Raw genomic sequence first — 21653 nt, 5'->3', positions numbered from 1 at the left:
CCTGACCCGCACGGTATGGAGTGTGGGTGTCACAGTGAGTTGCCCCAGGTGTGCTGCGCAGGTTCGGAAGCCGGACCTGATGCACAGCAACTGGCGCTGCGACAACTGTGGCGATGTGCCGCCGTTCCATGTCGCCGAGCACATCAACGCCGAGATCGTCGGGGCCGTGCTGCGGGAGTCGGAGTCTTCCGCCGACCGGATGCCGCTCTGGGGGCCCTGGCCGTTGCCCTCCGGCTGGACGGTCACCGGGGTCGGCTGGGCCGGTGACGATCGATCCGGAGTGCGTGCCACCGCTCTCGCCTGCAGCGGCCCGGAGCCGCTCGGTGGCGGGCCGGCCGATCTCGTCTTCATCGCCGAGCAGCCGGGCGTCGGCCTGGGTACCCGCTTCGCCGGCATCCCGGGAATCGACCCCGGTTACCTGCTCTCCGGAACGCTGGCGGGTCACGGCGTGAGCTCAGGGCCGCACGCGAAGATCAAAGTGGGCGGACACCTTACTCCACTTTGGTGTGTCAAGTCGCCGGAAGATCGAAGCGCGTACGTGAGTGAGGCCAAAGGAATCTGGCTCTATGCGGTAGCGTGGCCCGCAAGCGCGGGTTATCTCCTCGCGGAGCATGTCGTCCTGCACGACCTCTCCGAGGGAGTGCCGCCCGAGCTGGTGTTCGGAGCGCCCTCGCCGTACCTGCACGGTGGCGCGTGACCTCCTCCCCTGAGGGGGTGACCTGCGCCGACGGCAATCGGCTTTCCGGGCGCTTTGTTCACACGAAGCGACGAAGCTGATACCGTCAGTACTGCCGCGGCGGCTGATTGTCACCCGCACCAGAGGAGAAGGCCCGTCATGATCAAGAAGGTCCTCACCTGGCTTGGTATTGCATTCTTGATCTTCTTTATCGCCTTCAACCCGAGATCGGCGGCCGCCGTCTTCGAGTCACTCGGAGGCACCATCGCGGACATCGCACGAGGCTTCGGCACCTTCTTCACCGACCTCGTCGCGTAACATCCGTATATGGATCCTGGTGAGCCGCGCGACCCGCGAGGCGAGGGCGCCCAGCGCTCTCCGGACGACGATGAGGCCTTCAGGTATCGGGACCCCGCGTTCGAGGACACTGATCCCGGCCGGACGCACGCCGAGACCTATCCGGATGACGATCGGTTCACGGATCGCGCGCGGCGCGCCGACGAGTACGACGAGCCCGACCAGTACCAGGCCCCGGTCTTCACCGAGGAGGAGTTGGAAGGGCTCGACCGTGGCGGCGGGCCGCGGCGGTTCCTCCCCCTGGAGGATGAACCGACCACATTGGTCGCCCGCTATCTGTTCCCCACCGAGCGTTACCGCGGTGAGTGGAAGCGGCACTGGATCCACCTGTCCCTGCCGCTCAGCATCGGCGCCGGCGCCACGCTCCTCCTGGGCTATCTGGCCGGCTTCCTGACCCGGCAGCACATCGACGGCATGGTCACCGTCGCCGTGCTGGTCTGGCTCGGTGTGATCAGCTGGGTCGCCTGGCAGGTCTTCGACTGGTACTTCGACCGCTTCATCCTCACCAACAAGCGGGTGATGGTGGTCAACGGCATCGTGACACGCAAGGTGGCGATGATGCCCCTGGTGCGGGTCACCGACATGAAATACGAACAGTCCGCCCTCGGCCGGATGCTCAGCTACGGCACGTTCGTGCTGGAGTCGGCCGGTCAAGACCAGGCGTTGCGCGAGGTCAAGCACCTGCCCAACCCGAACGAGCTGTACCTCCGGGTGGTCGAGGAGATGTACGAGCCGCAGGCGGTCGAGGCCCGGCTGGGCAAGGAAGACGAAGGAGACGACGCCTGAGCCTCCGGATCGATCTGCACTGTCACTCCACCGCCAGCGACGGCACGCTGACCCCGGCCGAGCTGGTCCGGGCCGGGTCGGCGGCCGGGCTGGACGTGATGGCGATAACCGATCACGACACCACGGGCGGCTGGGCCGAGGCGGCTGCCGCCCGCCCGGCCGGGATGCGGCTGGTCCGCGGGGCCGAGCTCTCCTGCCGCTGGCACGGGGTCCAGCCGGCGATCTCGCTGCACCTCTTGGCGTACCTGTTCGATCCGACGGAGCCGGCGCTGGCCGCGGCGATGCTCGAGTTGCGCGTCGACCGTGAACAGCGGGCCGAGAAGATCGTGGACCGGTTACGGGCCGACGGGGTGCCGATCACCTGGGACGAGGTGCACGGATACGCGGCCGGTGGGTCGGTCGGGCGGCCGCACATCGCGCAGGCGCTGATCCGGGCGGGGCTGGTCGACAGCACCAACGAGGCGTTCGCGTCGACGTGGCTGGGCACGCGGTACTTCGTACCCAAATCGGATCTTGATGTCTTCGACGCGGTCGCGGCGGTCCGGGCGGCCGGCGGGGTGGTGGTCTTCGCCCATCCCCGGGCGACCAAGCGGGGCCGGGTGGTCCCCGACGAGCTGATCGCCGAACTGGCCGAGGCCGGTCTGTTCGGACTGGAGGCCGACCACGAGGATCATTCGCCCGCGGAGCGGGCGGAGATCCGGGAGCTGGCGGGCCGGCTCGGGTTGGTGGTCACCGGATCGTCCGATTTCCACGGTACGCACAAGACGGTGCGCCTGGGCGCCTTCCAAACCGCCCCCGAGGTGTACGACAAGATCGCCGCAGCCGCCACCGGAGTCCCCATCCTCGGGTGACGATCACCGCACCAGCCTGCGCCGCCGAGTGTCGCGTCCTACCTTGATCGGGTGAATCCCAAGCTGTTCGGCGAGTTCTTCGTGACTCTGCTGGTGATCGTCGATCCGCCCGGCATGGTCCCGGTCTTCCTCGCCCTCACCGGCACCCTGCCCGCGAAGGCCCGCAACCGGGCCGGCACCCACGCCGTGCTGCTCGCCCTCGGCGTGATCATCGGCTTCGCGGTCGCCGGGCAGACCCTGCTGGACTACCTGCACGTGCAGCTCCCGGCCCTGCAAGCGGCCGGTGGCCTCCTGCTCGTGCTGGTCGCGCTGCAGTTGCTCACCGGCAAGACCGACGAGCCGGAGGAGCAGGTCGGCACCAGCAACGTGGCCCTGGTCCCGCTCGGTACGCCGCTGCTGGCCGGCCCCGGCGCGATCGTGGCCACCATGCTCTTCGTGCAGCGTGCCAAGAGCACGGACGAATACCTGCTCCTGGGGGCCGCGATCCTGGCCGTGATGGCCACCGTCTGGCTGGTGCTGCGCTTCTCCGGGCTGATCGTGCGGTTGCTGCGCCCGGCCGGCATCGAGGTGCTCACCCGGATCGCCGGTCTGCTGCTCGCGGCCATCGCGGTTCAGCTCATCGCGGATGCCATCTTCGCCTTCGTGCAGGTTTACGCGCCGCGGCTCTGACGGGTTTCTGTCGGAGGGTGCTGGCAGGATTGTCGCGTGCCCCCCACCAGGAACCGCGCCGCCGTCCCCGAGCAACTCGGCTTCGCCGGGATGCCGGAGCGACTGTTCGTCTGCACCCCGAGCAAGCTCGGGGCGTTTCTCGACTGCCCCCGGCGGTACAGATACTCGTACGTCGACCGCCCCACCCCGCCGAAGGGCCCTCCGTGGGCGCACAACTCGCTGGGCGCGAGCGTGCACACGGCCCTGAAGAACTGGTTCACCCTGCCACCCGAGCGACGTGAGCCGGGCGCGCTGCCCACGCTGCTGAAGAGCACGTGGGTCCGGGAGGGCTACCGGGACGTCGAGCTGGAGCGGGCTGCGTACCGGAAGGCGCTCGACTGGCTGGAGACCTATGTGGCGAACCTCGATCCCGAGGAGGAGCCGCTCGGTGTCGAGCGGGTGGTCGCCGCCAAGACGTCGGTGCTCGCGCTGAACGGCCGGGCCGACCGGATCGACGCCCGGATGGGTGAATCGGGCCCGGAGGCGGTGATCGTCGACTACAAGACCGGGCGGAGTGGGCTGGACGCCGACGACGCGCGCGGGTCGCAGGCGCTGGCGCTGTACGCGTACGCGGCTCAGCGGGTGTTCCGGCGGCCGTGCCACCGGGTCGAGCTGCACCACCTGCCGACCGGGACGGTGGCCGCGCACGAGCACACCGACGAGTCGCTGGCCCGGCAGGTCCGGCGGGCGGAGGAGACCGCACAGGACATCATGGCGGCGGAGAAGGCGGTCGCCGCGGGGGCGGATCCGGACGAGTCCTTCCCGGTGAACCCGGGGTCGCTGTGCGGGTGGTGCGACTTCCGGAAGGTGTGCCCGGCGGGTTCGGGGGTGGCGGCGAAGGAGCCGTGGACGGCCGTGGAGCATCTGGCTGGTTAGTGCCGGTCGGTGCTGGTTTCGTCGGGCGGGCCCGAGTGGCTATTTTCGTCGGGCGGGTGCTGGGCCGGGCCGCTCGGGTCGTCTTTTGTCGGGTGGGTGCTACGTCAGGCCCGCTCGGGTCATTGCGGCCTGACGTGCCGGGGAGACCCGGTACTCGGAGGGCAGCACGGCGAGGATGGCCGCGAGCAGGGTGCGCAGGCCGCGGGCGGAGAGTCCGGCGGCCAGGTCGGTGGTGGGCCAGCCCGGAGCGCCGTACAACTTGCGGGCCCAGGGCGGTAGCAGGCCGATCGCGGTGCTTGCGAGGCCGAGGTACGCCCATCGCGGCGGCCCGAGGGTGAGGCCGAGCCGCAGTGCCCGGCCGCCCCAGCTCTCCGGGATCGGCGGGACGGTCAGGAAGAGCGCGGCCTCGGCGCCGTCCCGGGTCAGGCCCAGCTCCGGGTGGAGTGCCGCGTAGTAGTCGGCGACCTCGGCAGCGGTGGCCGGCACGGTCGCCGGATCCAGGCCGACCAGGGCGGCGGCCCGCAACTGCTCGGTGTAGTAGGCGTCGATCTCGTCCGGGGTCAGGTGCACCCCGGCGCGCAGCGCGGTGGTCAGGAACGACTCCACCTCGGCCACGTGAACCCAGCGCAGCAGGTCCGGGTCGTCGACCCGGAACGTCTCCCCGGTACGCGGATCGACCCCGCTGAGCCGCGCGTGCAGTCTCCGCAGCCGGGCACTCGCCTGCTCCGCCTCGGCGGTGCTGCCGTAGATCACCGTCGCGACGTAATCGGAGGTGCGGGCCAGCCGGCCCCACATGTCGGAGCGGTAGGCCGAGTTCTGCGAGACCCCGGCGACGGTGCGGGGATGCAGCGCCTGGAGATAGAGCGAGCGCAGCCCGCCGAGCATCAGGATGGGCTCCCGGTGCAGTTTCCAGGTGATCGATTCCGGTCCGAAGAGACCCACGTCGCCCGCCATCATCCCAGCCTGCCACGCCTGGAAGGGGTCGCGACGCCGGCCGGCCGAAGTCAGGCGGTGTCGGCGAGCCGACGGGTCTGGCAACCGGGGCACAACCCCCAGAACGTCACCTCTGCCTCGTCCAGGGCGAAACCATGGGCATCGCCCGGGGTCAGGCAGGGGCGCTCGCCGACGGCGCAGTCCACATCGGCGATCGCGCCGCAGCCCCGGCAGACGATGTGGTGATGGTTGTCACCGACCCGGGCCTCATATCGCGCCGGGCTGCCCGCCGGCTCGATTCGCCGGGCCAGACCGGCCCGGGAGAACGCGCCGAGAACGTCGTAGACGGCCTGGGTGGAGACCGAGTCGAGCCGGATCCGGACCTGCCGGGCGATCTCGTCCACCTCGAGGTGCCCGCCGCCGGTCAACACCTCCAGCACGGCAAGCCGAGGGCGGGTGACCCGCAGACCGTGCGCGCGCAGCAGTTCCTCACCGGTGGACATTGGTCCATGACAGCACGACCGGGCGGTTTCCCCAACCTTGGAGAAGTCACAGATACGCGACCGGTGTGGCCGAACCGAAACGGGATTTCCGAGGTAAAGGCTGCTGGGGGGATGTTTGCCCCGTCAGGCATCTCTAAGCTAGCGGTCACCCCGGACCCAGGAGGAAAAGTGTTCGACCAGGTCAACGGCTTGCCGGTTCATGCTCTTGTGCTGCACGCCGCAGTGGTGTTCGTGCCGCTGCTCGCGCTCGGTGCGCTCGTCTACGCGCTGGCGGCGCCGTGGCGTCCCCGGCTCGGCTGGGCGGTCGCGCTCCTCGCCGTGGTGGCCCCGCTCTCCACCTTCGTCGCCAAGGAGTCGGGCGAGGAGCTGTACAACCGGCTCGTCGCGAGCGGTCTCAAGGGCAAGGGCCTGGAGATCCTCAACGATCACATGGACTACGGCGCGATGACGCTCTGGTTCGCGCTGGGGCTCGGCGTGGTCAGCCTGGTCATGGTGGCTTTGACCTTCCGTGGGAACCGGAGCCTGCCGATGCTCGCCCAGGTGGCCTTCGTGGTGCTGACCCTGGTTCTGGCCGCCGGAAGTGGCTACTACATCTTCCAGACCGGTGACACGGGTGCGACTGCGGTCTGGGGCCGTTACTGATGCTTTGACGCCGTCGGGTCGGCCGGCCCGGCGGCGGTCCCGCACCTGCTCAGGGCGGGGCGCGACTGATGTTGTGACGCCGTCGGGTCTCCCGGGACGACGGCGTTCCCGCGCTTGCTCAGAGCAGGGCGCGGCCGCACAGCAGGCAGATCAGGATCAGCGCCACGGCGCCCGCGACCAGCCCGACGCCGTACGTCACGGTGCGTGCCGAACCCTCGGCCTCGTCGATGGCGTCCATGTCCTGGGCCGGCATGTGGCGCGGCGGGGGCGGCGTGGCGATGGTCGGCGGTCGCCAGGAGGCGGTCGGCGGATCGGTGTGCGGTGGTCCCGGGTACGACGGTGACTCGGGAGTAGCGGGCTGGTCCTGGGCCGGTCGGCCGAGCGGCGCGGCATCCGGTCCGGGCCGCCGCCAGAACGCGTCGTCGTCCGGGCCGCTGGTGGGGGAGCTCACGTTCACCGACGGTACAGCCGGAGGGGGACGACGGCCGAAGGGGATGCGGCTTACCCTACTAAGCGTGGACATCCTGGATGGCCCCGAGCGGGACAACGACGCCGAGCGCGAGGTCGACTTCGAGTCGGAGGAGGCGGCGGTGCTGCCCGATCAGACTCGGGACGACACCGAGCGTGGCTGGGGCGAGCGTGACTACTCCAACGACGACCGTCTGCTCGACGACCGTCCGCCGCACTGGGGCTGACGCCCCGGCCTCTTTACCCCTCGCCGCCGACGGATCCCAGGTGACCCGTCGGTGGCTTTTCGCTGCACTCCGCGACCACCGATAGGTCCCCGCGATCGGTCGGTGGTTTTTCTGTTGCCCTCCAAGATCACCGACAGGTTCGCGGTGACCCGTGGTTTTGACCGCGTTCCAAGAGCACCGGCAGGTTGTCCGGGACCGGTGGATGGTTTTTCGCCGTGCTCCAAGAGCACCGGCAGGTTTGTCCGGGACCCGTGGGTGGTTTTCGCCGTGCTCCAAGAGCACCGCCGGGTTCTCCGGGGCCGGTGGGTGGTCTCTCGCCGCGCTCCAAGAGCACCGCACGGTCGGCTTCGGGCAATCCCGGTCGGCACCGGGGACAGGTCTGCCGCGGTCCGATGGTGGTTATTCCGCTGCCCTGCGGAACGCCGGGCACCGTCAGGCTGGACGGATCAGGATCGCGAAACCGTGGCCCTGCCGGGTGACCGCGCGCCCGGCCTGTTCCGGGTCGAGTGCCAGCAGCAGGCCGCCGGTGGCCGGATCGTCGGCGCCGGTCACCTCCAGGACCAGCGCGGCGCTCGCGATCGGTGTGCCGTCGCCCTCGGCGTCGAGACGTAGCAGGTCGACCCGGTTGCCCGGGTGAACAAGGGCCAGCGCGGTCGGATCGGCCAGGCGCACCGGCACGCCGACGGCGCCGTCGGGGATCGAGGGTCTTCCGCCGGTTTTCGGCGCGGCGGAGGTGGCTGCCTTCGTGGTGGTGGCCGGGACGGCTGGGGCGGTGCAGGGTGCGGCCGCCGGTCGGAACCAGATCAGGCCGGCGGCGGTGGCCAGCAGGATCGCTACGGCGGCCAGCCGCAGGAGGGCGCCGCGGCCTGGTGGGCGCAACCGCACCGGATCAAGGCGATCGTTTCGCTCGCGGGATCGGCCCATCGCTCCGTCCTCCTGCCGCCGTCGGTCATGTTCCGGCGGGTGAGGCTGGCAGATTCTGGGCGGGGCCGGGTCGGGGCCTGTGGACGACTCCGCAATGTGGAAAACCGCGGGCGGGGTGCTGCCGTCACTAGGGTGGGTTCACGCGCGGCGAGGCCGAGGTTTGACAACACAAGAGTGGGAAGGGCTCGGCCAAGAGCGGCTGGGAACGACAAGGACACGGCCGGCGGGAAAACGACAAAGGGCGCGCCGGGTGCGGCACGCCCTTTGCTGAAGCCCGGGTCAGGGCGCTGCGGCGGCCTTCGCCCCGGCGGAGGAGCCGCTGGCGGACGAGCTGCTGCTCGGCGAGGTCGATGAGGTCGTCGAGGTCGTGCTGCTCGTGGCGGAGGACGACGAGTCGCTGCTTGAGGAGGACGAGGTGCTCTCCTTCGCCTTCGACGACGCGTCCGCGGGGGTGCTCGACTTCTCGGCGCTCACGTTGCCGGAGCGGGAGTCGTTGCGGTAGAACCCGGAGCCCTTGAAGACGATGCCGACCGAGTTGAACACCTTGCGGAGCTTGCCCTGGCAGTTCGGGCATTCCGTCAGTGCCGGGTCGGAGAAGGACTGCACGGCTTCGAGCCGCTCACCGCACTCGGTGCAGGCGTACTGGTAGGTAGGCACGGCTCCTCCGGATCTGTCGGCTGCTGGCACTCGCCAACTCCGAGTGCCAATGTTGCGGCATCGGAGGTCAATTCGTCCACTCCGGCCCCGGCTTGAGGCCCCGGCGTGCCGTCCGGGTGTGACGAACTACGCGCGGCCCCGGCTTGCCCGCTGCGGAAGCGCGTGGATCCGGTGTGCCCGGGCAGGGGCGTGTGGGTCCGGTGTGCCCGGGGCGGAAGCGCGTGGAGCTGGCCTGCCTGGACGGGAGGGTGCGGATCCGGCGCGCCCGGGCGGAAGCGTGCGGGTCCGGTGTGCCCGGCGGGAGCGCGTGGCGGTGGCATGCCGCGGGCGAGAGGCGTCCGGAGCCGGCGTGTCCGCGCGGAGCGCGCATAGCCGGCGCGCCGGAGTGGGAGCGCTCAGAGCGGACGCGGGGAGAAGCCCGTGGCGGCGGTGAGAACTCCGTGGACCGGGCGGTCGTGGGGCTCGGCGGGGACCTCGTCGAGCGCTTCGTGGTCGTGCAGGAGTGCCACGACCAGCGGGCCGGGAGAAGGAAGGCGGGACAGGGCACGGTCGTAGGAGCCGCCGCCCCGGCCCATCCGGAGCCCGTCGCGGCCCACCGCCAGGGCCGGGACCAGGATCAGGTCCGCTGATCGGAGGGCGGCCACGCCGAGGCGAGGGCCGGTCGGCTCGCGCATGCCGCGGCGACCGGTGGACAGGGGGCCGGTGTATTCGGCCCAGTCCAGGTCGTTGTCGGGCAGGAGCACCGGCAGGAGCAGGTGACCGCTGGGCGGGAGCGCGTCACGGAGGAGGCCGGTCAGTTCGGGGCCACCCGGCTCCGAGCCGGACGGGACATAGGCGGCGATGGTTTTCGGGGCGATCTTCCGTACGTAGGCCAGGATTTGATCTTGAAGTTGGGCGGCGATGACCGCACGGTCCGCGACCGTCAGTGATCCACGGGCGGTGAGAAGGCGTGCGCGTAGCGTGATCTTTTTTTGGGGTGATTTTTCCGCATAATCGGTCAAATCGGACATGCAACACCCTCTTTTGAAAAGCGGCAAACGGTGCACACTATGTCAGCAGCCCTCTAAATTGGCCACTCCCGGGAGGACGTGTGACTTTACGTGGCCGGCTCACCAGTGCGTTCCTGGTGGTCGTGCTCGGTCCGGTCCTGCTCGGGTCCGTCTTCGTCGCGCTGACCGTCGCGGCGGTGAGCCGGGACCGGACGAACGAGCGTCTCGACCATGCCGTGACGACCGTCCGAGCGGCGGTCGGGGCGATCTGCGGACAACTGCAGGCGGCCGCCGACGCGGTCGCGGTGGTCCGGCCGGACGAGCGCTCCGCCGTCGCCGACCAGTTGGTCGCCCGTGGCCTGGCCGAGGAGATCCGACTCGTCGACGTGGAACCGGTGGGCCTGGCCCGCCGCGCGCAGCCGGCCATGCCGCCGAGAACACCCCCGGGCCAGGCCGCGGCGACCTCACCGGCACCGCCAGGCGCGGCACCGCCAGGCGCGGCACCGCCAGGCGCGGCACCGCCCGGCACAGCGCCACCGGGTGCGACCTCGCTGGGCGCGACTTCGCCCGGCACCACCTCGCTGGGTGCGACTTCGCCCGGCACCACCTCGCCAGGCGCGACTTCGCTGGGCACGGCACCGCCGGGCGCGAGCACGCCGGGAGTGGTGTTGCAGGTGGGGTGGCAGGACTGCGCCGCGCCGAACGGGACTCAGATCACCGCGCTGGCCGCGTCCGCGAACGCGGTCGACGTCAGCGTCCTGGCCGCACAACCGGTTGACGCTCGCCTGCTGCACCGCCTCGGCGTCGCCACCGGTGTCGTCGTCACGCTCGACGTGGCCGAAGCGCTCGGCGTCCAACAGGCGAGCGTCCGACACGCCGAAGGCAAAAACTCCGACGGTCGGAACGCCGACAGCAGATCAGCCGGCGGCAGGACGATCCGCCATGTCGCGGCCGGACCGGGGCAGCCGCTGCCGCTCACGCTCAGCGTCACACCGGCTCGGCCCGTCCTCCGGTACGCCGTCATCTCGCTGATCGTGCTGGTGACCGCCGGCATCGCGGTGATCGCCGCGCGCTGGCTGGCGCGTTCCACCACCCGCCCGCTCGGTGACCTCGCCTGGGCCGTGGACCGGGTGGCGAACGGTGACCTGGACACCCGGGTGCCGATTCCGCGGCCCGACGAACTGGGCCGGCTGGCCGGCACCTTCAACCGGATGACCCGCGAGCTGCAGTCCTACGTGCAGGCGCTGACCGCCAGCCGCGACCAGCTCCGCCGGCACCTGGCGATCCTCGGCGACACGCTGTCGAGCACGCATGACCTGGACCGGATTCTGCCGGTGATCCTGCGTACCGCGATGACCGCCACCGGGGCTCGAGCCGGCCTGGTGCTGCTGGTCGACCCGGCCGACGGGTCGCTGGGTGCCCGCTGTGGCGCCGGGCTGACCGGTGGCTGGGACCTGCCGGCCGCGGAACTGGCGCAGCGGCGCCTGGCGGCCGGTCGCGGGGTGCTCGGTGCGGTGGCCGCCTCCGGGACCCCGCTGCGCGGTGGCACCGGCGTGGCGCCCGAGGAACCGGCCTGTGAGTCGTACCTCGCGGTGCCGATCTGCGCACCACCGTCGAGTGAAGATGTGGATCCCGGTCCGGGGACGCTTGGCGTGCTCGCCCTCTACGACCGGCTGGGCAGTCCCGCCTTCGACGACGCTGACCTGCGGACTCTTCGCACCTTCGCCGGACAGGCGGGGGTGGCCGTGCACAACGTCCGGGTGCACGAGGAGGCGCAGAGACTGTCGCTGACCGATCCGCTCACCGGCCTGTGGAACTACCGTTACCTGCGCGAGGTGCTGCGCCGGGAAGTGGAGCGGGCCAGCCGGTTCGGCCGGATGCTCACCGTCCTGATGCTCGATCTCGACCACTTCAAGGACGTGAACGACACGTATGGGCACCCGGCGGGGGACCAGGTGCTGGGGGAGTTCGCCCGGCGGATCCGGGTCGGTCTGCGCGAGGTCGACGTGGCGTTCCGCCAGGGCGGGGAGGAGTTCGTGGTGCTGTTGCCGGAGACCGACTGCTACGGCGGGGTGATCGTGGCCGAGCGGCTCGGCGCCCTGGTCCGTGACCGCCCGGTGCACCTGGACCCGCGGCGGCCCGGGCTGGCCGATCGGATCTCGATCAGCGTCTCGATCGGCATAGCGGTCTTCCCCGAGCACGGCGAGAACGCGCAGGAGGTCCTCGACGCCGCGGATGAGGCGTTGTACGCGGCGAAGAACGCCGGCCGTGACACGTATCGTCTCGCGGAGGGTGTTTCGTCACGAGTGCCGGAGGGGAATTCCGATCCCGCCACGGCTGGTAACGGGCCGCAACAGCCGGGACGTAGTTCTGGCCGATAGTCTCGCGGCATGCTTGCGAGCACACAGCCGGGCACGATTCTGCGAAGGTGCGGTGACTGATGACAACGAACGCGCAAGGGTCTGGCAAGCGCGCGGTGAAAGCGGTGATTCCGGCGGCCGGCCTAGCCACGCGTTTCCTGCCCGCCACCAAGGCCGTACCGAAGGAGTTGCTGCCGGTCGTCGACCGGCCCGTCCTGCAGTACATCGTCGAGGAGGCGGCCGCCGCCGGGATCACCGACGTGCTGCTGGTCACCGGGCGGGGCAAGACGTCGATGGTCGACCACTTCGACCGCCGTCCCGACGTGGAGCAGCGGCTCGCGGAGAAGGGCGACCTCGAGCGGCTCGCCGCGGTACGCCGTACCAGTGAACTCGCTGACATCTACACCTGCCGGCAGGGCGAGCCACTCGGCCTCGGCCACGCGGTCGGCACCGCCGCCTCGCACGTCGGCGACAACCCGTTCGCGGTGCTCCTCGGCGACGAGTTCGTCGAGGAGGACAAACCGCTGCTGCCGGCGATGCTCGACCTGCAGGCTCGGACCGGCGGCATCGTGCTCGCGTTCATGGAGGTCAAGCCGGAGGAGACGTCCCGTTACGGGATCGCCTCGGTGCGCGAGTCCGGCCTCGGCACGGATGTCGTCGAGGTGACGGGTCTGGTCGAGAAGCCCGCGCCGAGCGAGGCCCCCAGCAACCTGGCGGTGCTCGGGCGCTACGTACTGCCCGGAAAGATCTTCGATGTCATCGCCGAAACCAAGCCGGGCAACGGCGGGGAGATCCAGCTGACCGACGCGATGGCGACCCTGCTCGCCGACGGCACCCCGGTGCACGGCATCGTCTACCGCGGCCACCGCTACGACACCGGGATGCCGCTGGGCTACCTGCAAGCCGTCGTCCAACTGGCGGTTCAGCGCCCTGACCTGGGCGCGGAGTTCCGGGCCTGGCTCACCGACTTCGTCGGTGGTCAGCAGGGATGACCGCTACGGCCGATGCCGAGGCGGCCGCCAACGAGCTGATGCCTCTCGCCGAATACCTGGGCAGCGTGCTGCGCAGGTTGCAGGCGCTGCCTCCGCTCGACCTCGACCTCACCCAGGCGCACGGGAACGTGCTCGCGGCGGACGTGATCGCGCCGCACCCGTTCCCGGCGTTCGACCAGGCCGCGATCGACGGATACGCGGCCCGATGGGAGGACCTGGCCGGCGCCGGACGCCTCGGCGCGCACCCGGCGTTCGGCCAGTTCGACAGCCCCACCCGCGGCGTGCGGCTGAACGTGGTGGGCGACCTCGGCGCGGCGAGCTGGCGGCCGGTCCGGCTGACCGCGGGCACCTGTTTCTCGGTCGCGGCCGGCGCGCCGCTGCCGATCGGCGCCGACGTGGTCGTCCCGGTGCACTGGACGGATCAGGGCATGGCCGCGGTGGAGATCCTGCACGCCCCGAAACGCGGTTCCGGGCTGCGGCGGGCCGGTGAGGAGCTGGCGGTCGGCCAGGTGCTCGCCCCGGCCGGGTCGTACGTGACACCCGCGCTGGTGGCCACGTTCGCCGCCGCCGGGATCGGTCACGTGCTGGTCCGGCCCAGTCCACGGGTGGTGGTCGTGGCGACCGGCGACGAGCTGGTCGATGTGGGCCGCCCCAGCCAGCCCGGGCAGGTCGTGGACGCGAACTCGCACGCGCTGACCGCGGCCGCGGTGGAGGCGGGGGCGCTGGCGTACCGGATCGGCATCTGCGACGACGACCCGGAAGGGCTGCGTGGCCTGCTGGAGGACCAGACGCTGCGCGCCGACCTGATCATCACCACCGGCGGCACCGGCACGGGGCCCGGTGACATGCTGCGCCGGGTGCTCTCCCGTCCTGGCCCCGGTCGCGGCACCGTGAAGTTCACCGACGTCGCGCTCTGCCCGGGCACCGCGCTCGGGTTCGGCACGGTCGGTGGCGAGGAGGTGCCGGTGGTCTGCCTGCCCGGCGAGCCGGGTGCCGCGCTGATCGGCTTCGAGGTGCTGGCCCGGCCGGCGATCCAGCTGCTGGCCGGGGCCGAGCCGGTGTTCCGGCCGAGCGTCAAGGCGCATCTGCTGGAGACGGTCTCGTCACCCGGTGGGCTGCGCGAGTTCCGCCCGGCACACGTCGCGGAACGGCGCGGCGGTGGTTACACTGTGCAGCCGCTCGCCGGTGGGCCGTACACTCTCTCCGGCTTGGCCGAGGCCAACGGACTACTGGTGCTCGGGGAGCGGGTCACCACGGCGGCGGCCGGTTCGACCGTGGACGTGTTGTTGTTCGACCGGAGGCGATGAATGCTCGGGGCGACCCCCGGCTGGCCGGCTGTGCTGGCGGACGGGCCGGTGTTGCTGCGGCCGTACAAGCGCTCCGACGCGCGTGCCTGGTCCGAGGTGCGGATCGCTAATCGGGCCTGGCTGGCGCCCTGGGAGTCGGCGCCGCCGGGGCCGTGGGCGGAGATGAACTCAACCCGGGCGTACGGGTTTGTCTTCCGTGACATGAAGCGTGCCGCCCGGCGGGGCGACAGCATGCCGTTCGCCGTCTGCCTGCGGGAGGGTGGCCGGGAGCGCCTGGTCGGGCACGTCAACCTGGGCAGCATCGTGCGCCGGGCGTTCGCTTCGGCGTACGCGGGCTATTGGGTGGATCACCGGGTGGCCGGCCGTGGGGTGATCCCGACCGCGCTGGCGCTCGCCGTCGATCATGCGTTCGGTCCGGGTGGCCTGCACCGGATCGAGGTCAACATCCGCCCGGAGAACGGGCCGAGTCGCCGGGTGGTGGAGAAGCTGGGGTTCCGCGAGGAGGCTTACCACCAGCGTTACATGCATATCGACGGAGCCTGGCGCGATCATCTCGGGTACGCCATGACCAGCGAAGAGGTGGCTGCCGAGGGCGGTCTGCTGTCCCGTTGGAAACGAGTTCGCACGTCTAGATGATCTTGAGAGCGCGAGCGTCGTCGGCGCGGCGCGCGAAATATCACGGCTACCGCCCGTAACCTCGCATTCGTCGTGTCATTGTCATGTCATCTGTCGTGGCGGAACGAAAGGGGTGAGGGTGCCGACCTCGGTGCTCCTCGCCGTCCTCGCCGCGGCCGGGCTGCTCGCCCTCGCCCCGGCGCTGGTTCGCCGGTACGACGCCACCGAGCGGCTCGCCGCGGAGCGGGCGTCGTCGACGGCGCGGGTGCTGCAACGCCAACGCCGTAGCCGCACCGTGCCCGGACGCCGACCGATCAACCCCGCCCGCCGCGTCACGGTTACGCTGGCCACCCCATCGGGTGAATCTTCAACACCACCACGGCTGCGTCTGGTCACCGGCCGTCGCCAGCCGCGCCGGCCACGGCGACGTCGTGGCGCCCCCGCGGTGGTCCGCCGTCGCCGGGTCTTCGCCGCGCTGGTCCTGCTCAACACGATCGAACTGGTCGGCGTGCTCGCCGTCGGCCCCGGCTTCTGGATCGGCTTCGCGGTCACCGGCACGCTGCTCGGCATCTACCTGGTGCACCTGCGCAACCGGGCCCTCGCCGACCGGCGCCGTCAGCGCGTTCAGGCCCGCGAGGCGGCCTGGCTGGCCGCACGGCAGGCCGAGGTGCGCCGGGAGCAGGCGCGCCGGGCCGCGGCGCGCCGGGAGGCCCAGCGGCGCCTGGCGGCTCAGCGGGAAGCGGTCCGGCGGGCGGCGATGGGTCTGGACCGGGAGCCGTCCGATCTGCCGGTCGCGGCCAACGGGGGTTCGGTCTCCTATCGTCGCCGCGGCGGGCTCCGTGGCCGCCCCTACGAGGCCGGCGGTCGCCACCACACCGCCTGAGTCCGCTGCTGGAGCGGTCCTCGGCAGGGCCGGAGTCCCGTGAGCCGGGGCGTCGTACAGCGGAGAAGGGAGGGTGGTTCGCGGGATGGCCGGGAGACCTGTTAGCCTTTCGGAGGTTTCACGGTGAGACATCACCGGGTGATCGACCAGGGGCTGTGGCGCAGACTGGTAGCGCACCTCGTTCGCATCGAGGGGGTCAGGGGTTCAAATCCCCTCAGCTCCACCAATACCGGTGCCCTCTGTTCGCGGAACGCGCGAGCCGGGGGCATTTGTCGTATCTGCTCCGGGGGCCGAGCCCCCGGAAGCCCCGCGTTGCGATGGGATGGGCTTCCGGAAGGTCAGCGGTGTGGGCCGCTTTCCAGGCCATGGTGCAACTGGTAGGCGGCGATCTCTTCGACTCGGGCGCGGAAGATGCCGGCGCGCTGCTCGATCGCCAGGGGATGGCCGGTGGGCTCCAGTTCGATGTACGGGGGCTGCCCGACCGGACGGGTGTGGACCATGGTCTTCATGTTGAGCGTGGTCGGCTCGTAGCCGGGGATGGCGTTGGAGAGCCAGCCGAAGTACGGCGGCTCCTCCTCGCGGCCGGGCTGTTCCCACACGTCGACGGCGCGGGTGAAGTTCGGGCGGCTCAGCGACACCCACATGCTGTAGGTGAAGACGTCCCCGGTGTCCCAGACCGGAAGCTCGATCAGGCCGCGGACGAAGAACCGCTCCCCGCTGATCACGCAGAGGTCGGAGTCGAGCAGGCATCCTTCCGACTGAGCCATCTGCGGCTGCCAGAAGTCCGGGGCCGGCGCGGCGAAGCTCAGCGGCGGGCCGCTGTGTGTCGAGCCGCAGGTGCCGCACGCGAACTCGTCGGTGTTCATGGCCGCGAAGCATACGTCCGCGAGCGGAAGTGATCAGCGGCACGCCCGGGATGTCACGCTCCGTGCGAGCGGGATTTGGGCGAAATGCGAGAGTCGCTACTTTTGCGTGATACCCCTGAAGCAAGTCTCGGAGGTGACCGCCATGAAAGCACCCCTGCCCGACAACGAGATCGAGCGGCTGGCCGCGCTCTACTCGCTCGATATCCTGGACAGCCCGCCGGAGAAGGACTTCGACGACATCGTCGCACTGGCCGCCGGGGTCTGTGAGACGCCGATATCCATGGTCAGCCTGGTCGACGCGGACCGGCAGTGGGCCAAGGCCAAGACCGGCCCGGATCTGGTCGACACAGCCCGGGATCTCTCCTTCTGCGCCCACGCGATCCTCGGCCGGGACCTGCTGATGGTTCCGGACGCGGGGGTGGATCCGCGGTTCGCCGACAATCCGACCGTGACCCCGCCGGACGGCATCCGGTTCTACGCCGGCGCGCCGCTGCTGACGACCGACGGGTTCGCGCTCGGCACGCTCTGCGTGATGGACACCGAGCCGCGCCGGCTGACGATGGAGCAGCAGCAGGCGCTGCGCGCGCTGGCCCGCCAGGTCACCGCTCAGCTGGAGCTGCGGCGGTACGCGTACGCGCTGGCCAACACGACGGCCCGGTTGCAGGAGCTGGAGCGCCGCAAGGACGACCTGGCCGGGCTGGTCGGCGGGGAGCTGCGTTCGTCGTTGCGGCTGATGTCGACCTACCTGGAGAACCTCGGCGCCACCGGCTACCACGACGCCGAGCTCGCCGACATGGTCGGGCGCGCCACGGCCGCGCACGTCCGGGGCTTCCGTGAACTGATCGATCATCTGACCCAGATGGCCGAGGCCGGTCTGGGCGGTGACAGCCTGCACATGCGGCAGGTGGACCTGACCCGGGTGACACAGCGGGCGGTCGAGGCGGTCCGCCCGATCGCGGCCAGCAAGCACATCTGGATCCTGAACCAGGCCGGCGGACCGTCGTTGCCGATCATCGCCGACCCGGTTCGGCTCGAGCAGGTGCTGACCCACCTGTTGTTCGCCGCGGTGAAGTACACCCCGGAGGGCGGCCGGGTGCGGGTCGGCACCGAGATGGAGTCGGGCCCGACGGTCCGGCTGGACGACATGGACCTGCCTGACGGCCTGCGCCCGGACCTGTTCCCGCACCTGTACTACGGCGCGATCGCGAACCCGGCGGACGTGCCCGGCCCGGACCGCGGCCTGGCCGTGGCGAAGCGGATCCTGGACGCCCACCACGCCACGGTGGCACTCTCCGACCGGCCCGGCGACGGCACCTCACTGCACGTGGTCTTCCCGTACGCGGATCTGACGCCGGACGAACTGCTGCGCGACCTGGCCATGGTCTAGAGGTATGGACCCGCGTCCCACCGGCTGCAGTTCGGTGGGACGCGGATCGGCTTCTATCGCGGTCCGGTCTGCGGCAGGTCGAGATCCTCGCGGTACGCCTGCGAGGGCACCACCGGTGTGGTCGGTGGCGCGACCGCCCGCCCGAAGGTCTGCTGGCGCGGCACCTCCGGCGTGTTCGGCGGCCAGCTCACCACGGTCGGCGACACGGAGCCATGCGAGGCCGGCTCGCCCGAAGCGGACGGGACCGGCGCGGACTCGGATCGTGGCGTCAGCCCGGCCCGGTTCAGCTTGTGCCAGCGCAGCCGGCCACCGGTCATCGCGGTGGTCGCGGACTGGATCAGCACCAGGTACATGAGCTGCCGGTAGGCGAACTGTTGCAGGGGGAGCCGCCAGAGCGGCTTGATCGGCTCACGGTCGAAGTGGAACGCCACCGCCGCGGTGAACAGCTGCAGCGCCAGCATGCCGAGCCAGGCGATCACGGTCTCCTTGAGCTCCCAGAAGACCAGGCCGTACACCAGCATGACGTCGACCACCGGGGCGAGCATCGGCAGCGCCACCCCGAACAACGCGAGGAACGGCAGCCCGACCCGGCCGAAGCGCCCGGAGGGGCCGTTGTCGAACAGCGCCCGGCGGTGCTTCCACATCGCCTGCATGGTCCCGTAGCTCCACCGGTACCGCTGGCGGTAGAGCTGTTCCAGCGTGGTCGGCGCCTCGGTCCACGCCTTGGCGTGCTCCTCGTAGACCACCCGCCAGCCCTGCCGGCACAGCGCCATGGTGACGTCGGTGTCCTCGGCGAGGGTCTCGTCGCTGACTCCGCCGACCTGGGCCAGGGCCTGACGGCGGAACGCGCCGATCGCGCCGGGCACGGTCGGCATGCAGTTCAGCGTCTCGTACAGCCGGCGGTCCAGGTTGAAGCCGATCACGTACTCGATGTGCTGCCAGTTCGCCACCATGCTGGCCCGGTTGCCGACCTTGACGTTGCCGGCCACCGCGCCGACCGAGGGGTCGGCGAAGGGCTGCACCAGCCTGCGGATCGAGTCCTGCTCGAAGATGGTGTCGCCGTCGACCGTGACGATGAGGTCGTTGCGGGCCAGCGCGATCCCGGCGTTGAGGGCGTTGGGCTTGCCGCCGTTGGGTACCCGGACCACGCGCACGTTCGGCAGGCGCAGCGCCTCCACGATGTCGGCGGTGCCGTCGGTGGAGCCGTCGTCGACGACCACCACCTCGATCTCCGGGTAGTCGCCGAGGGCCAGCGAGCGGACGGCCGCCTCGATGCCCTCCTTCTCGTTGTAGGCGGGCACGATCACCGACACCGGGTCGGTGACCGGTGGACCCCAGCTCCAGCCCGGTTTGCGGCGCTGCCGGGCGTGCCGGGCGGCGAGCAGCAGCAACAGGGCGGTACGCCCGATGGTGAGCAGCCCGACCACCACGAACAGCGCGGCGACCAGCATGACCAGGCCATCGGCCAGGCGGATGGTCCAGATCAGCGCCGCGCCGCGCCACTCGTCACCGGACGCCGCCGGCGGGTTCTCCGGCAGCGCGGGGATGATGGTGACGCTGTCCGGCGCCCGGCCCGTCCTGACGTCCGCGGCCTGCTCCTCGATGCCCAGGTTGAGACCCTCGGTGACGGTGGTGAACCGGTAACCGCGGGCCTTCATCATCGGGATGAACTTGGCCAGCGCGGCGACGGTCTGCGCGCGGTCGCCGCCGGCGTCGTGGAACAGGATGATCGCCGAGCTGTCCCCGGCGGGCAGGGCGTTCTGGATGATCTGGTCGACGCCGGGGCGTTGCCAGTCCTCGCTGTCCCGGTCGTTGACGACGATCAGGTAGCCGGCCTGACCGGCCTCTTTGATGATCTTCCAGTTCGTCTCGTCGATCGCGTCGGCCTTCGACGAGTACGGGAACCGGGCCAGGTTGGTGTGCACCCCGGTGGCCTTGGCGATGGCCACCTGGTTCTGGGACAGCTCCAGGTGCCGCCGCCACGGTGCGAGCAGCTGCATGTTCGGGTGGGTGAAGGTGTGCAGGCCCAGCTCGTTGCCGTCGGCGACGATCTCCTTGGTCAGCGCGGGATGCCGGGCGACCTGGGAGCCGACGACGAAGAACGTGCCGTGGGCGTCGTTCTCCCGGAGCACCTCCAGCACCTTCGGGGTCCATGTCGGATCGGGCCCGTCGTCGAAGGTGAGCGCGATGGTGCGGTCCGGCAGTCGGCTGGTGTTCTCCTGCCCTCCGGTGGTGTTGATGATCGGCCCCCCGCCGCGGATCGACAGTGGCACCGGATCCTGGTCGCCGACCTCGGTCTCCTTGTGGTCGGCGGTGAACTCGGAGTTGACGTACGCCTGCACCACCAGCACGGCGACGAAGAGGCCGAGCAGCAGCGAGCCGAGCATCACCCGGGGGCGAGGCAGGATGCGCCGCTGGCTTCGACCACCGTTGCGCCGCGACGGCGTGGCGGTCACGCCGGTTCTCCGGACGGTGCCGGTTTGGGTGAGTCGGTGTCGACGGGGTCGTCACCGGTCACGGGGGCCTCATCGGGCTTGGAGGTGGCCGGGGGCAGCGCGACCGGAGCGTCCTTGACGGCCGGCGGGGCGGGCGGCACCGGGGCCGGTGCGGGAGGATTGGTGGTGGTCGGGGCGGGGGCCGGGGTCGTCGTCGACTCGGTGGGCTTCGTCGTGCCGGTCGGCTTGGGCGTGTTCGGGGTGGTCGCCGGCGGCTTGGCCGGCGCCTTCGTCGGGGTCTTGGCCTTCGGCTTGCCGGACGTGGCCGGCTTGGCGGCCGTGGTGGTCTGCTGCCGGCCCGGCCGTTGATCCGGGCGGACGGTCGACGACTCCAGCGGCGGCTTGGTCGACGTGCTCCCGGGGCGCGCCGGCGGGGCCGGGCTGGGCCGTGGCGGCACCGGATCGGCCTTCTCGTCCGCGTCGTCCACGCCGGGCAGCGGCAGCACGGCGCTGGAACTCACCGGGCCGCCGGCCAGGCTGACGCTGACCAGCCCGCCGTAGGAGACGACGAGGATGCCGAACGCCGTTGCGATCCGTCGGAGCATTCGGCTCCGCCGCCCGGTCGAGTCGACGAACACCGGGGCCGGCGTCGCAACGGCGATCACTTCCGTGTCCGGAATTCGCTGGCCGGCGGTCTGCTGGTGTTGGGTCTCCTGCGTTGTCACGCGGCGAGCTTAAGAACATTTACCGCGATCTTGGCACTTGTCACCTACAAGGGTGATGGCTATCTGATCAGTCGAAAAGGGACGAAATGGCGAGGCTCGCGGTTTGGGCCGGTGCTGGCCGATGTGCCCCCGGTGGTCGTCGATCCGCTGAGCTGCGGTGCGGCTGAAGGGCCGAACACGTTACGCCAGATTAGGGATCAATTTGCTGTCGTATTCCCGACCGCAGAGTTGAAACGTATTCATGAGTGGATATGAGTGATAGAACGCTAAAAAAGTATATTGTCCGAATCTCTGGGATGCTGGGATCGGCGCGCCAATCCGTGGTCGACACCCGTTGTGTGGCTCATCCAGGCTCGTTAAGCTGCATCTTGCGCGCCCCTATCGCCCGCTTCCCCCGTGGCAGGCGATCGGGGCGCGCCCTATTTTCCGGCCGGTCCATCGGCCGTCGAATCCCCTGTTCCGGTCGTGATCAGCGAAAAGTCGCAA

At 70.6% G+C, this 21653-nt stretch carries 24 protein-coding genes and 1 tRNA gene; 16 read left to right on the top strand and 9 right to left on the bottom strand.

Going from position 1 to position 21653, the window contains the following annotated elements:
- The first annotated feature begins 22 nt into the window (after window positions 1–22).
- The 6 genes from CHC09_RS04990 (at window position 23) to CHC09_RS04970 (ending at window position 4254) form a co-directional block, all read left to right on the top strand.
- A complete protein-coding gene (locus CHC09_RS04990; protein WP_307833914.1) occupies window positions 23–697 on the top strand; it encodes a DUF6758 family protein in 675 nt (224 codons plus the stop codon).
- 138 nt (window positions 698–835) lie between these two features.
- Window positions 836–994 carry a hypothetical protein gene (locus CHC09_RS46115; RefSeq protein WP_014447648.1) on the top strand — a complete coding sequence of 53 codons (159 nt, stop codon included), beginning with the start codon at window positions 836–838 and terminating at the stop codon, window positions 992–994.
- Between the two features lie 9 nt (window positions 995–1003).
- Entirely contained in the window at window positions 1004–1819 is an 816-nt protein-coding gene (locus tag CHC09_RS04985; RefSeq protein ID WP_089291698.1) for a PH domain-containing protein, read from the top strand.
- Window positions 1816–2670, top strand: a complete 855-nt coding sequence (locus CHC09_RS04980) for a PHP domain-containing protein (RefSeq protein ID WP_089291868.1) — start codon at window positions 1816–1818, stop codon at window positions 2668–2670. Before CHC09_RS04985 ends, CHC09_RS04980 begins: the two co-directional genes overlap by 4 nt.
- Window positions 2671–2721: 51 nt before the next feature.
- Window positions 2722–3339 carry a MarC family protein gene (locus tag CHC09_RS04975; protein WP_089291697.1) on the top strand — a complete coding sequence of 206 codons (618 nt, stop codon included), beginning with the start codon at window positions 2722–2724 and terminating at the stop codon, window positions 3337–3339.
- Window positions 3340–3429: 90 nt separating this feature from the next.
- On the top strand, window positions 3430–4254 hold the full coding sequence (locus tag CHC09_RS04970) for a RecB family exonuclease (protein ID WP_239137967.1): 825 nt from the start codon (window positions 3430–3432) through the stop codon (window positions 4252–4254).
- A 99-nt stretch (window positions 4255–4353) separates the two neighbouring features.
- On the opposite strand, the gene CHC09_RS04965 is transcribed toward CHC09_RS04970, so the two are convergent.
- Both CHC09_RS04965 and CHC09_RS04960 read right to left on the bottom strand, forming a co-directional pair.
- Window positions 4354–5211 (bottom strand): oxygenase MpaB family protein, encoded by an 858-nt coding sequence (locus CHC09_RS04965; RefSeq protein WP_089291695.1) that lies wholly within the window; start codon window positions 5209–5211, stop codon window positions 4354–4356.
- 47 nt (window positions 5212–5258) lie between these two features.
- Complete coding sequence (locus tag CHC09_RS04960) at window positions 5259–5690, bottom strand: Fur family transcriptional regulator (protein WP_089291694.1); 432 nt, start codon at window positions 5688–5690, stop codon at window positions 5259–5261.
- 168 nt (window positions 5691–5858) lie between these two features.
- On the opposite strand from CHC09_RS04960, the gene CHC09_RS04955 reads away from it, so the two are divergent.
- Complete coding sequence (locus CHC09_RS04955) at window positions 5859–6332, top strand: DUF2231 domain-containing protein (RefSeq protein ID WP_089291693.1); 474 nt, start codon at window positions 5859–5861, stop codon at window positions 6330–6332.
- Window positions 6333–6450: 118 nt separating this feature from the next.
- Here CHC09_RS04955 and CHC09_RS04950 read toward each other — a convergent pair whose 3' ends face one another.
- Complete coding sequence (locus CHC09_RS04950) at window positions 6451–6783, bottom strand: translation initiation factor 2 (protein WP_239137954.1); 333 nt, start codon at window positions 6781–6783, stop codon at window positions 6451–6453.
- A 64-nt stretch (window positions 6784–6847) separates the two neighbouring features.
- Here CHC09_RS04950 and CHC09_RS04945 point away from each other — a divergent pair, with 64 nt between their 5' ends.
- Window positions 6848–7027: a hypothetical protein gene (locus CHC09_RS04945; RefSeq protein WP_089291691.1), complete on the top strand. Its 180-nt coding sequence runs from the start codon at window positions 6848–6850 to the stop codon at window positions 7025–7027.
- A 432-nt stretch (window positions 7028–7459) separates the two neighbouring features.
- Here CHC09_RS04945 and CHC09_RS04940 read toward each other — a convergent pair whose 3' ends face one another.
- The 3 genes from CHC09_RS04940 to CHC09_RS04930 form a co-directional block, all read right to left on the bottom strand.
- Window positions 7460–7912, bottom strand: a complete 453-nt coding sequence (locus CHC09_RS04940; protein WP_342352354.1) for a hypothetical protein — start codon at window positions 7910–7912, stop codon at window positions 7460–7462.
- Between the two features lie 318 nt (window positions 7913–8230).
- Window positions 8231–8608: an FmdB family zinc ribbon protein gene (locus CHC09_RS04935; RefSeq protein WP_089291689.1), complete on the bottom strand. Its 378-nt coding sequence runs from the start codon at window positions 8606–8608 to the stop codon at window positions 8231–8233.
- 395 nt (window positions 8609–9003) lie between these two features.
- Entirely contained in the window at window positions 9004–9618 is a 615-nt protein-coding gene (locus CHC09_RS04930; protein WP_089291688.1) for a 5-formyltetrahydrofolate cyclo-ligase, read from the bottom strand.
- A gap of 80 nt (window positions 9619–9698) precedes the next feature.
- Between CHC09_RS04930 and CHC09_RS04920 the strand changes: the two genes are divergently transcribed.
- The 6 genes from CHC09_RS04920 (at window position 9699) to CHC09_RS04895 (ending at window position 15980) form a co-directional block, all read left to right on the top strand.
- Window positions 9699–11978, top strand: coding sequence for a diguanylate cyclase (locus tag CHC09_RS04920; RefSeq protein ID WP_239137957.1), 2280 nt, complete (start codon window positions 9699–9701; stop codon window positions 11976–11978).
- 59 nt (window positions 11979–12037) lie between these two features.
- Window positions 12038–12949, top strand: coding sequence for a UTP--glucose-1-phosphate uridylyltransferase (locus tag CHC09_RS04915; RefSeq protein ID WP_089291687.1), 912 nt, complete (start codon window positions 12038–12040; stop codon window positions 12947–12949).
- Window positions 12946–14256 carry a molybdopterin molybdotransferase MoeA gene (locus tag CHC09_RS04910; RefSeq protein ID WP_089291686.1) on the top strand — a complete coding sequence of 437 codons (1311 nt, stop codon included), beginning with the start codon at window positions 12946–12948 and terminating at the stop codon, window positions 14254–14256. Before CHC09_RS04915 ends, CHC09_RS04910 begins: the two co-directional genes overlap by 4 nt.
- Complete coding sequence (locus tag CHC09_RS04905) at window positions 14257–14892, top strand: GNAT family N-acetyltransferase (protein ID WP_089291685.1); 636 nt, start codon at window positions 14257–14259, stop codon at window positions 14890–14892.
- Between the two features lie 112 nt (window positions 14893–15004).
- The gene (gene sepX / locus CHC09_RS04900; protein ID WP_179276940.1) at window positions 15005–15754 is read left to right on the top strand and encodes a divisome protein SepX/GlpR; all 750 of its coding nucleotides are present in this window, start codon (window positions 15005–15007) and stop codon (window positions 15752–15754) included.
- Between the two features lie 149 nt (window positions 15755–15903).
- Window positions 15904–15980 (top strand) — tRNA-Ala (locus CHC09_RS04895).
- A gap of 112 nt (window positions 15981–16092) precedes the next feature.
- On the opposite strand, the gene CHC09_RS04890 is transcribed toward CHC09_RS04895, so the two are convergent.
- Complete coding sequence (locus tag CHC09_RS04890; RefSeq protein ID WP_089291683.1) at window positions 16093–16620, bottom strand: DUF2199 domain-containing protein; 528 nt, start codon at window positions 16618–16620, stop codon at window positions 16093–16095.
- A gap of 142 nt (window positions 16621–16762) precedes the next feature.
- On the opposite strand from CHC09_RS04890, the gene CHC09_RS04885 reads away from it, so the two are divergent.
- Window positions 16763–18007, top strand: a complete 1245-nt coding sequence (locus CHC09_RS04885) for a GAF domain-containing sensor histidine kinase (protein WP_089291866.1) — start codon at window positions 16763–16765, stop codon at window positions 18005–18007.
- 53 nt (window positions 18008–18060) lie between these two features.
- On the opposite strand, the gene CHC09_RS04880 is transcribed toward CHC09_RS04885, so the two are convergent.
- Both CHC09_RS04880 and CHC09_RS04875 read right to left on the bottom strand, forming a co-directional pair.
- Complete coding sequence (locus CHC09_RS04880; RefSeq protein WP_179276955.1) at window positions 18061–20394, bottom strand: bifunctional polysaccharide deacetylase/glycosyltransferase family 2 protein; 2334 nt, start codon at window positions 20392–20394, stop codon at window positions 18061–18063.
- A gap of 65 nt (window positions 20395–20459) precedes the next feature.
- Window positions 20460–21167 carry a hypothetical protein gene (locus tag CHC09_RS04875; RefSeq protein WP_089291681.1) on the bottom strand — a complete coding sequence of 236 codons (708 nt, stop codon included), beginning with the start codon at window positions 21165–21167 and terminating at the stop codon, window positions 20460–20462.
- Window positions 21168–21197: 30 nt separating this feature from the next.
- On the opposite strand from CHC09_RS04875, the gene CHC09_RS44935 reads away from it, so the two are divergent.
- Entirely contained in the window at window positions 21198–21422 is a 225-nt protein-coding gene (locus tag CHC09_RS44935; protein WP_143232207.1) for a hypothetical protein, read from the top strand.
- The last annotated feature ends 231 nt before the right edge of the window (window positions 21423–21653 follow it).

It is taken from the genome of Actinoplanes regularis (genome assembly GCF_900188005.1).
GTDB lineage: Bacteria > Actinomycetota > Actinomycetes > Mycobacteriales > Micromonosporaceae > Actinoplanes > Actinoplanes regularis.
The sequence above is the reverse complement of the archived record's forward strand: the minus strand, read 5'-3'. Positions and strand labels throughout refer to the sequence as shown.

Excerpts from the sequence above, each read along its gene's own strand:
- CHC09_RS04915 (WP_089291687.1), top strand. The coding sequence starts at position 12,038 with ATGACAACGAACGCGCAAGGGTCTGGCAAGCGCGCGGTGAAAGCGGTG.
- CHC09_RS04885 (WP_089291866.1), top strand. The coding sequence starts at position 16,763 with ATGAAAGCACCCCTGCCCGACAACGAGATCGAGCGGCTGGCCGCGCTC.
- CHC09_RS04910 (WP_089291686.1), top strand. The coding sequence starts at position 12,946 with ATGACCGCTACGGCCGATGCCGAGGCGGCCGCCAACGAGCTGATGCCT.
- CHC09_RS04960 (WP_089291694.1), bottom strand. The coding sequence starts at position 5,690 with ATGTCCACCGGTGAGGAACTGCTGCGCGCGCACGGTCTGCGGGTCACC.
- CHC09_RS04890 (WP_089291683.1), bottom strand. The coding sequence starts at position 16,620 with ATGAACACCGACGAGTTCGCGTGCGGCACCTGCGGCTCGACACACAGC.
- CHC09_RS04985 (WP_089291698.1), top strand. The coding sequence starts at position 1,004 with ATGGATCCTGGTGAGCCGCGCGACCCGCGAGGCGAGGGCGCCCAGCGC.
- CHC09_RS04965 (WP_089291695.1), bottom strand. The coding sequence starts at position 5,211 with ATGATGGCGGGCGACGTGGGTCTCTTCGGACCGGAATCGATCACCTGG.
- CHC09_RS04880 (WP_179276955.1), bottom strand. The coding sequence starts at position 20,394 with ATGCTCGGCTCGCTGCTGCTCGGCCTCTTCGTCGCCGTGCTGGTGGTG.
- CHC09_RS04905 (WP_089291685.1), top strand. The coding sequence starts at position 14,257 with ATGCTCGGGGCGACCCCCGGCTGGCCGGCTGTGCTGGCGGACGGGCCG.
- CHC09_RS04930 (WP_089291688.1), bottom strand. The coding sequence starts at position 9,618 with ATGTCCGATTTGACCGATTATGCGGAAAAATCACCCCAAAAAAAGATC.
- CHC09_RS46115 (WP_014447648.1), top strand. The coding sequence starts at position 836 with ATGATCAAGAAGGTCCTCACCTGGCTTGGTATTGCATTCTTGATCTTC.
- CHC09_RS04970 (WP_239137967.1), top strand. The coding sequence starts at position 3,430 with ATGCCGGAGCGACTGTTCGTCTGCACCCCGAGCAAGCTCGGGGCGTTT.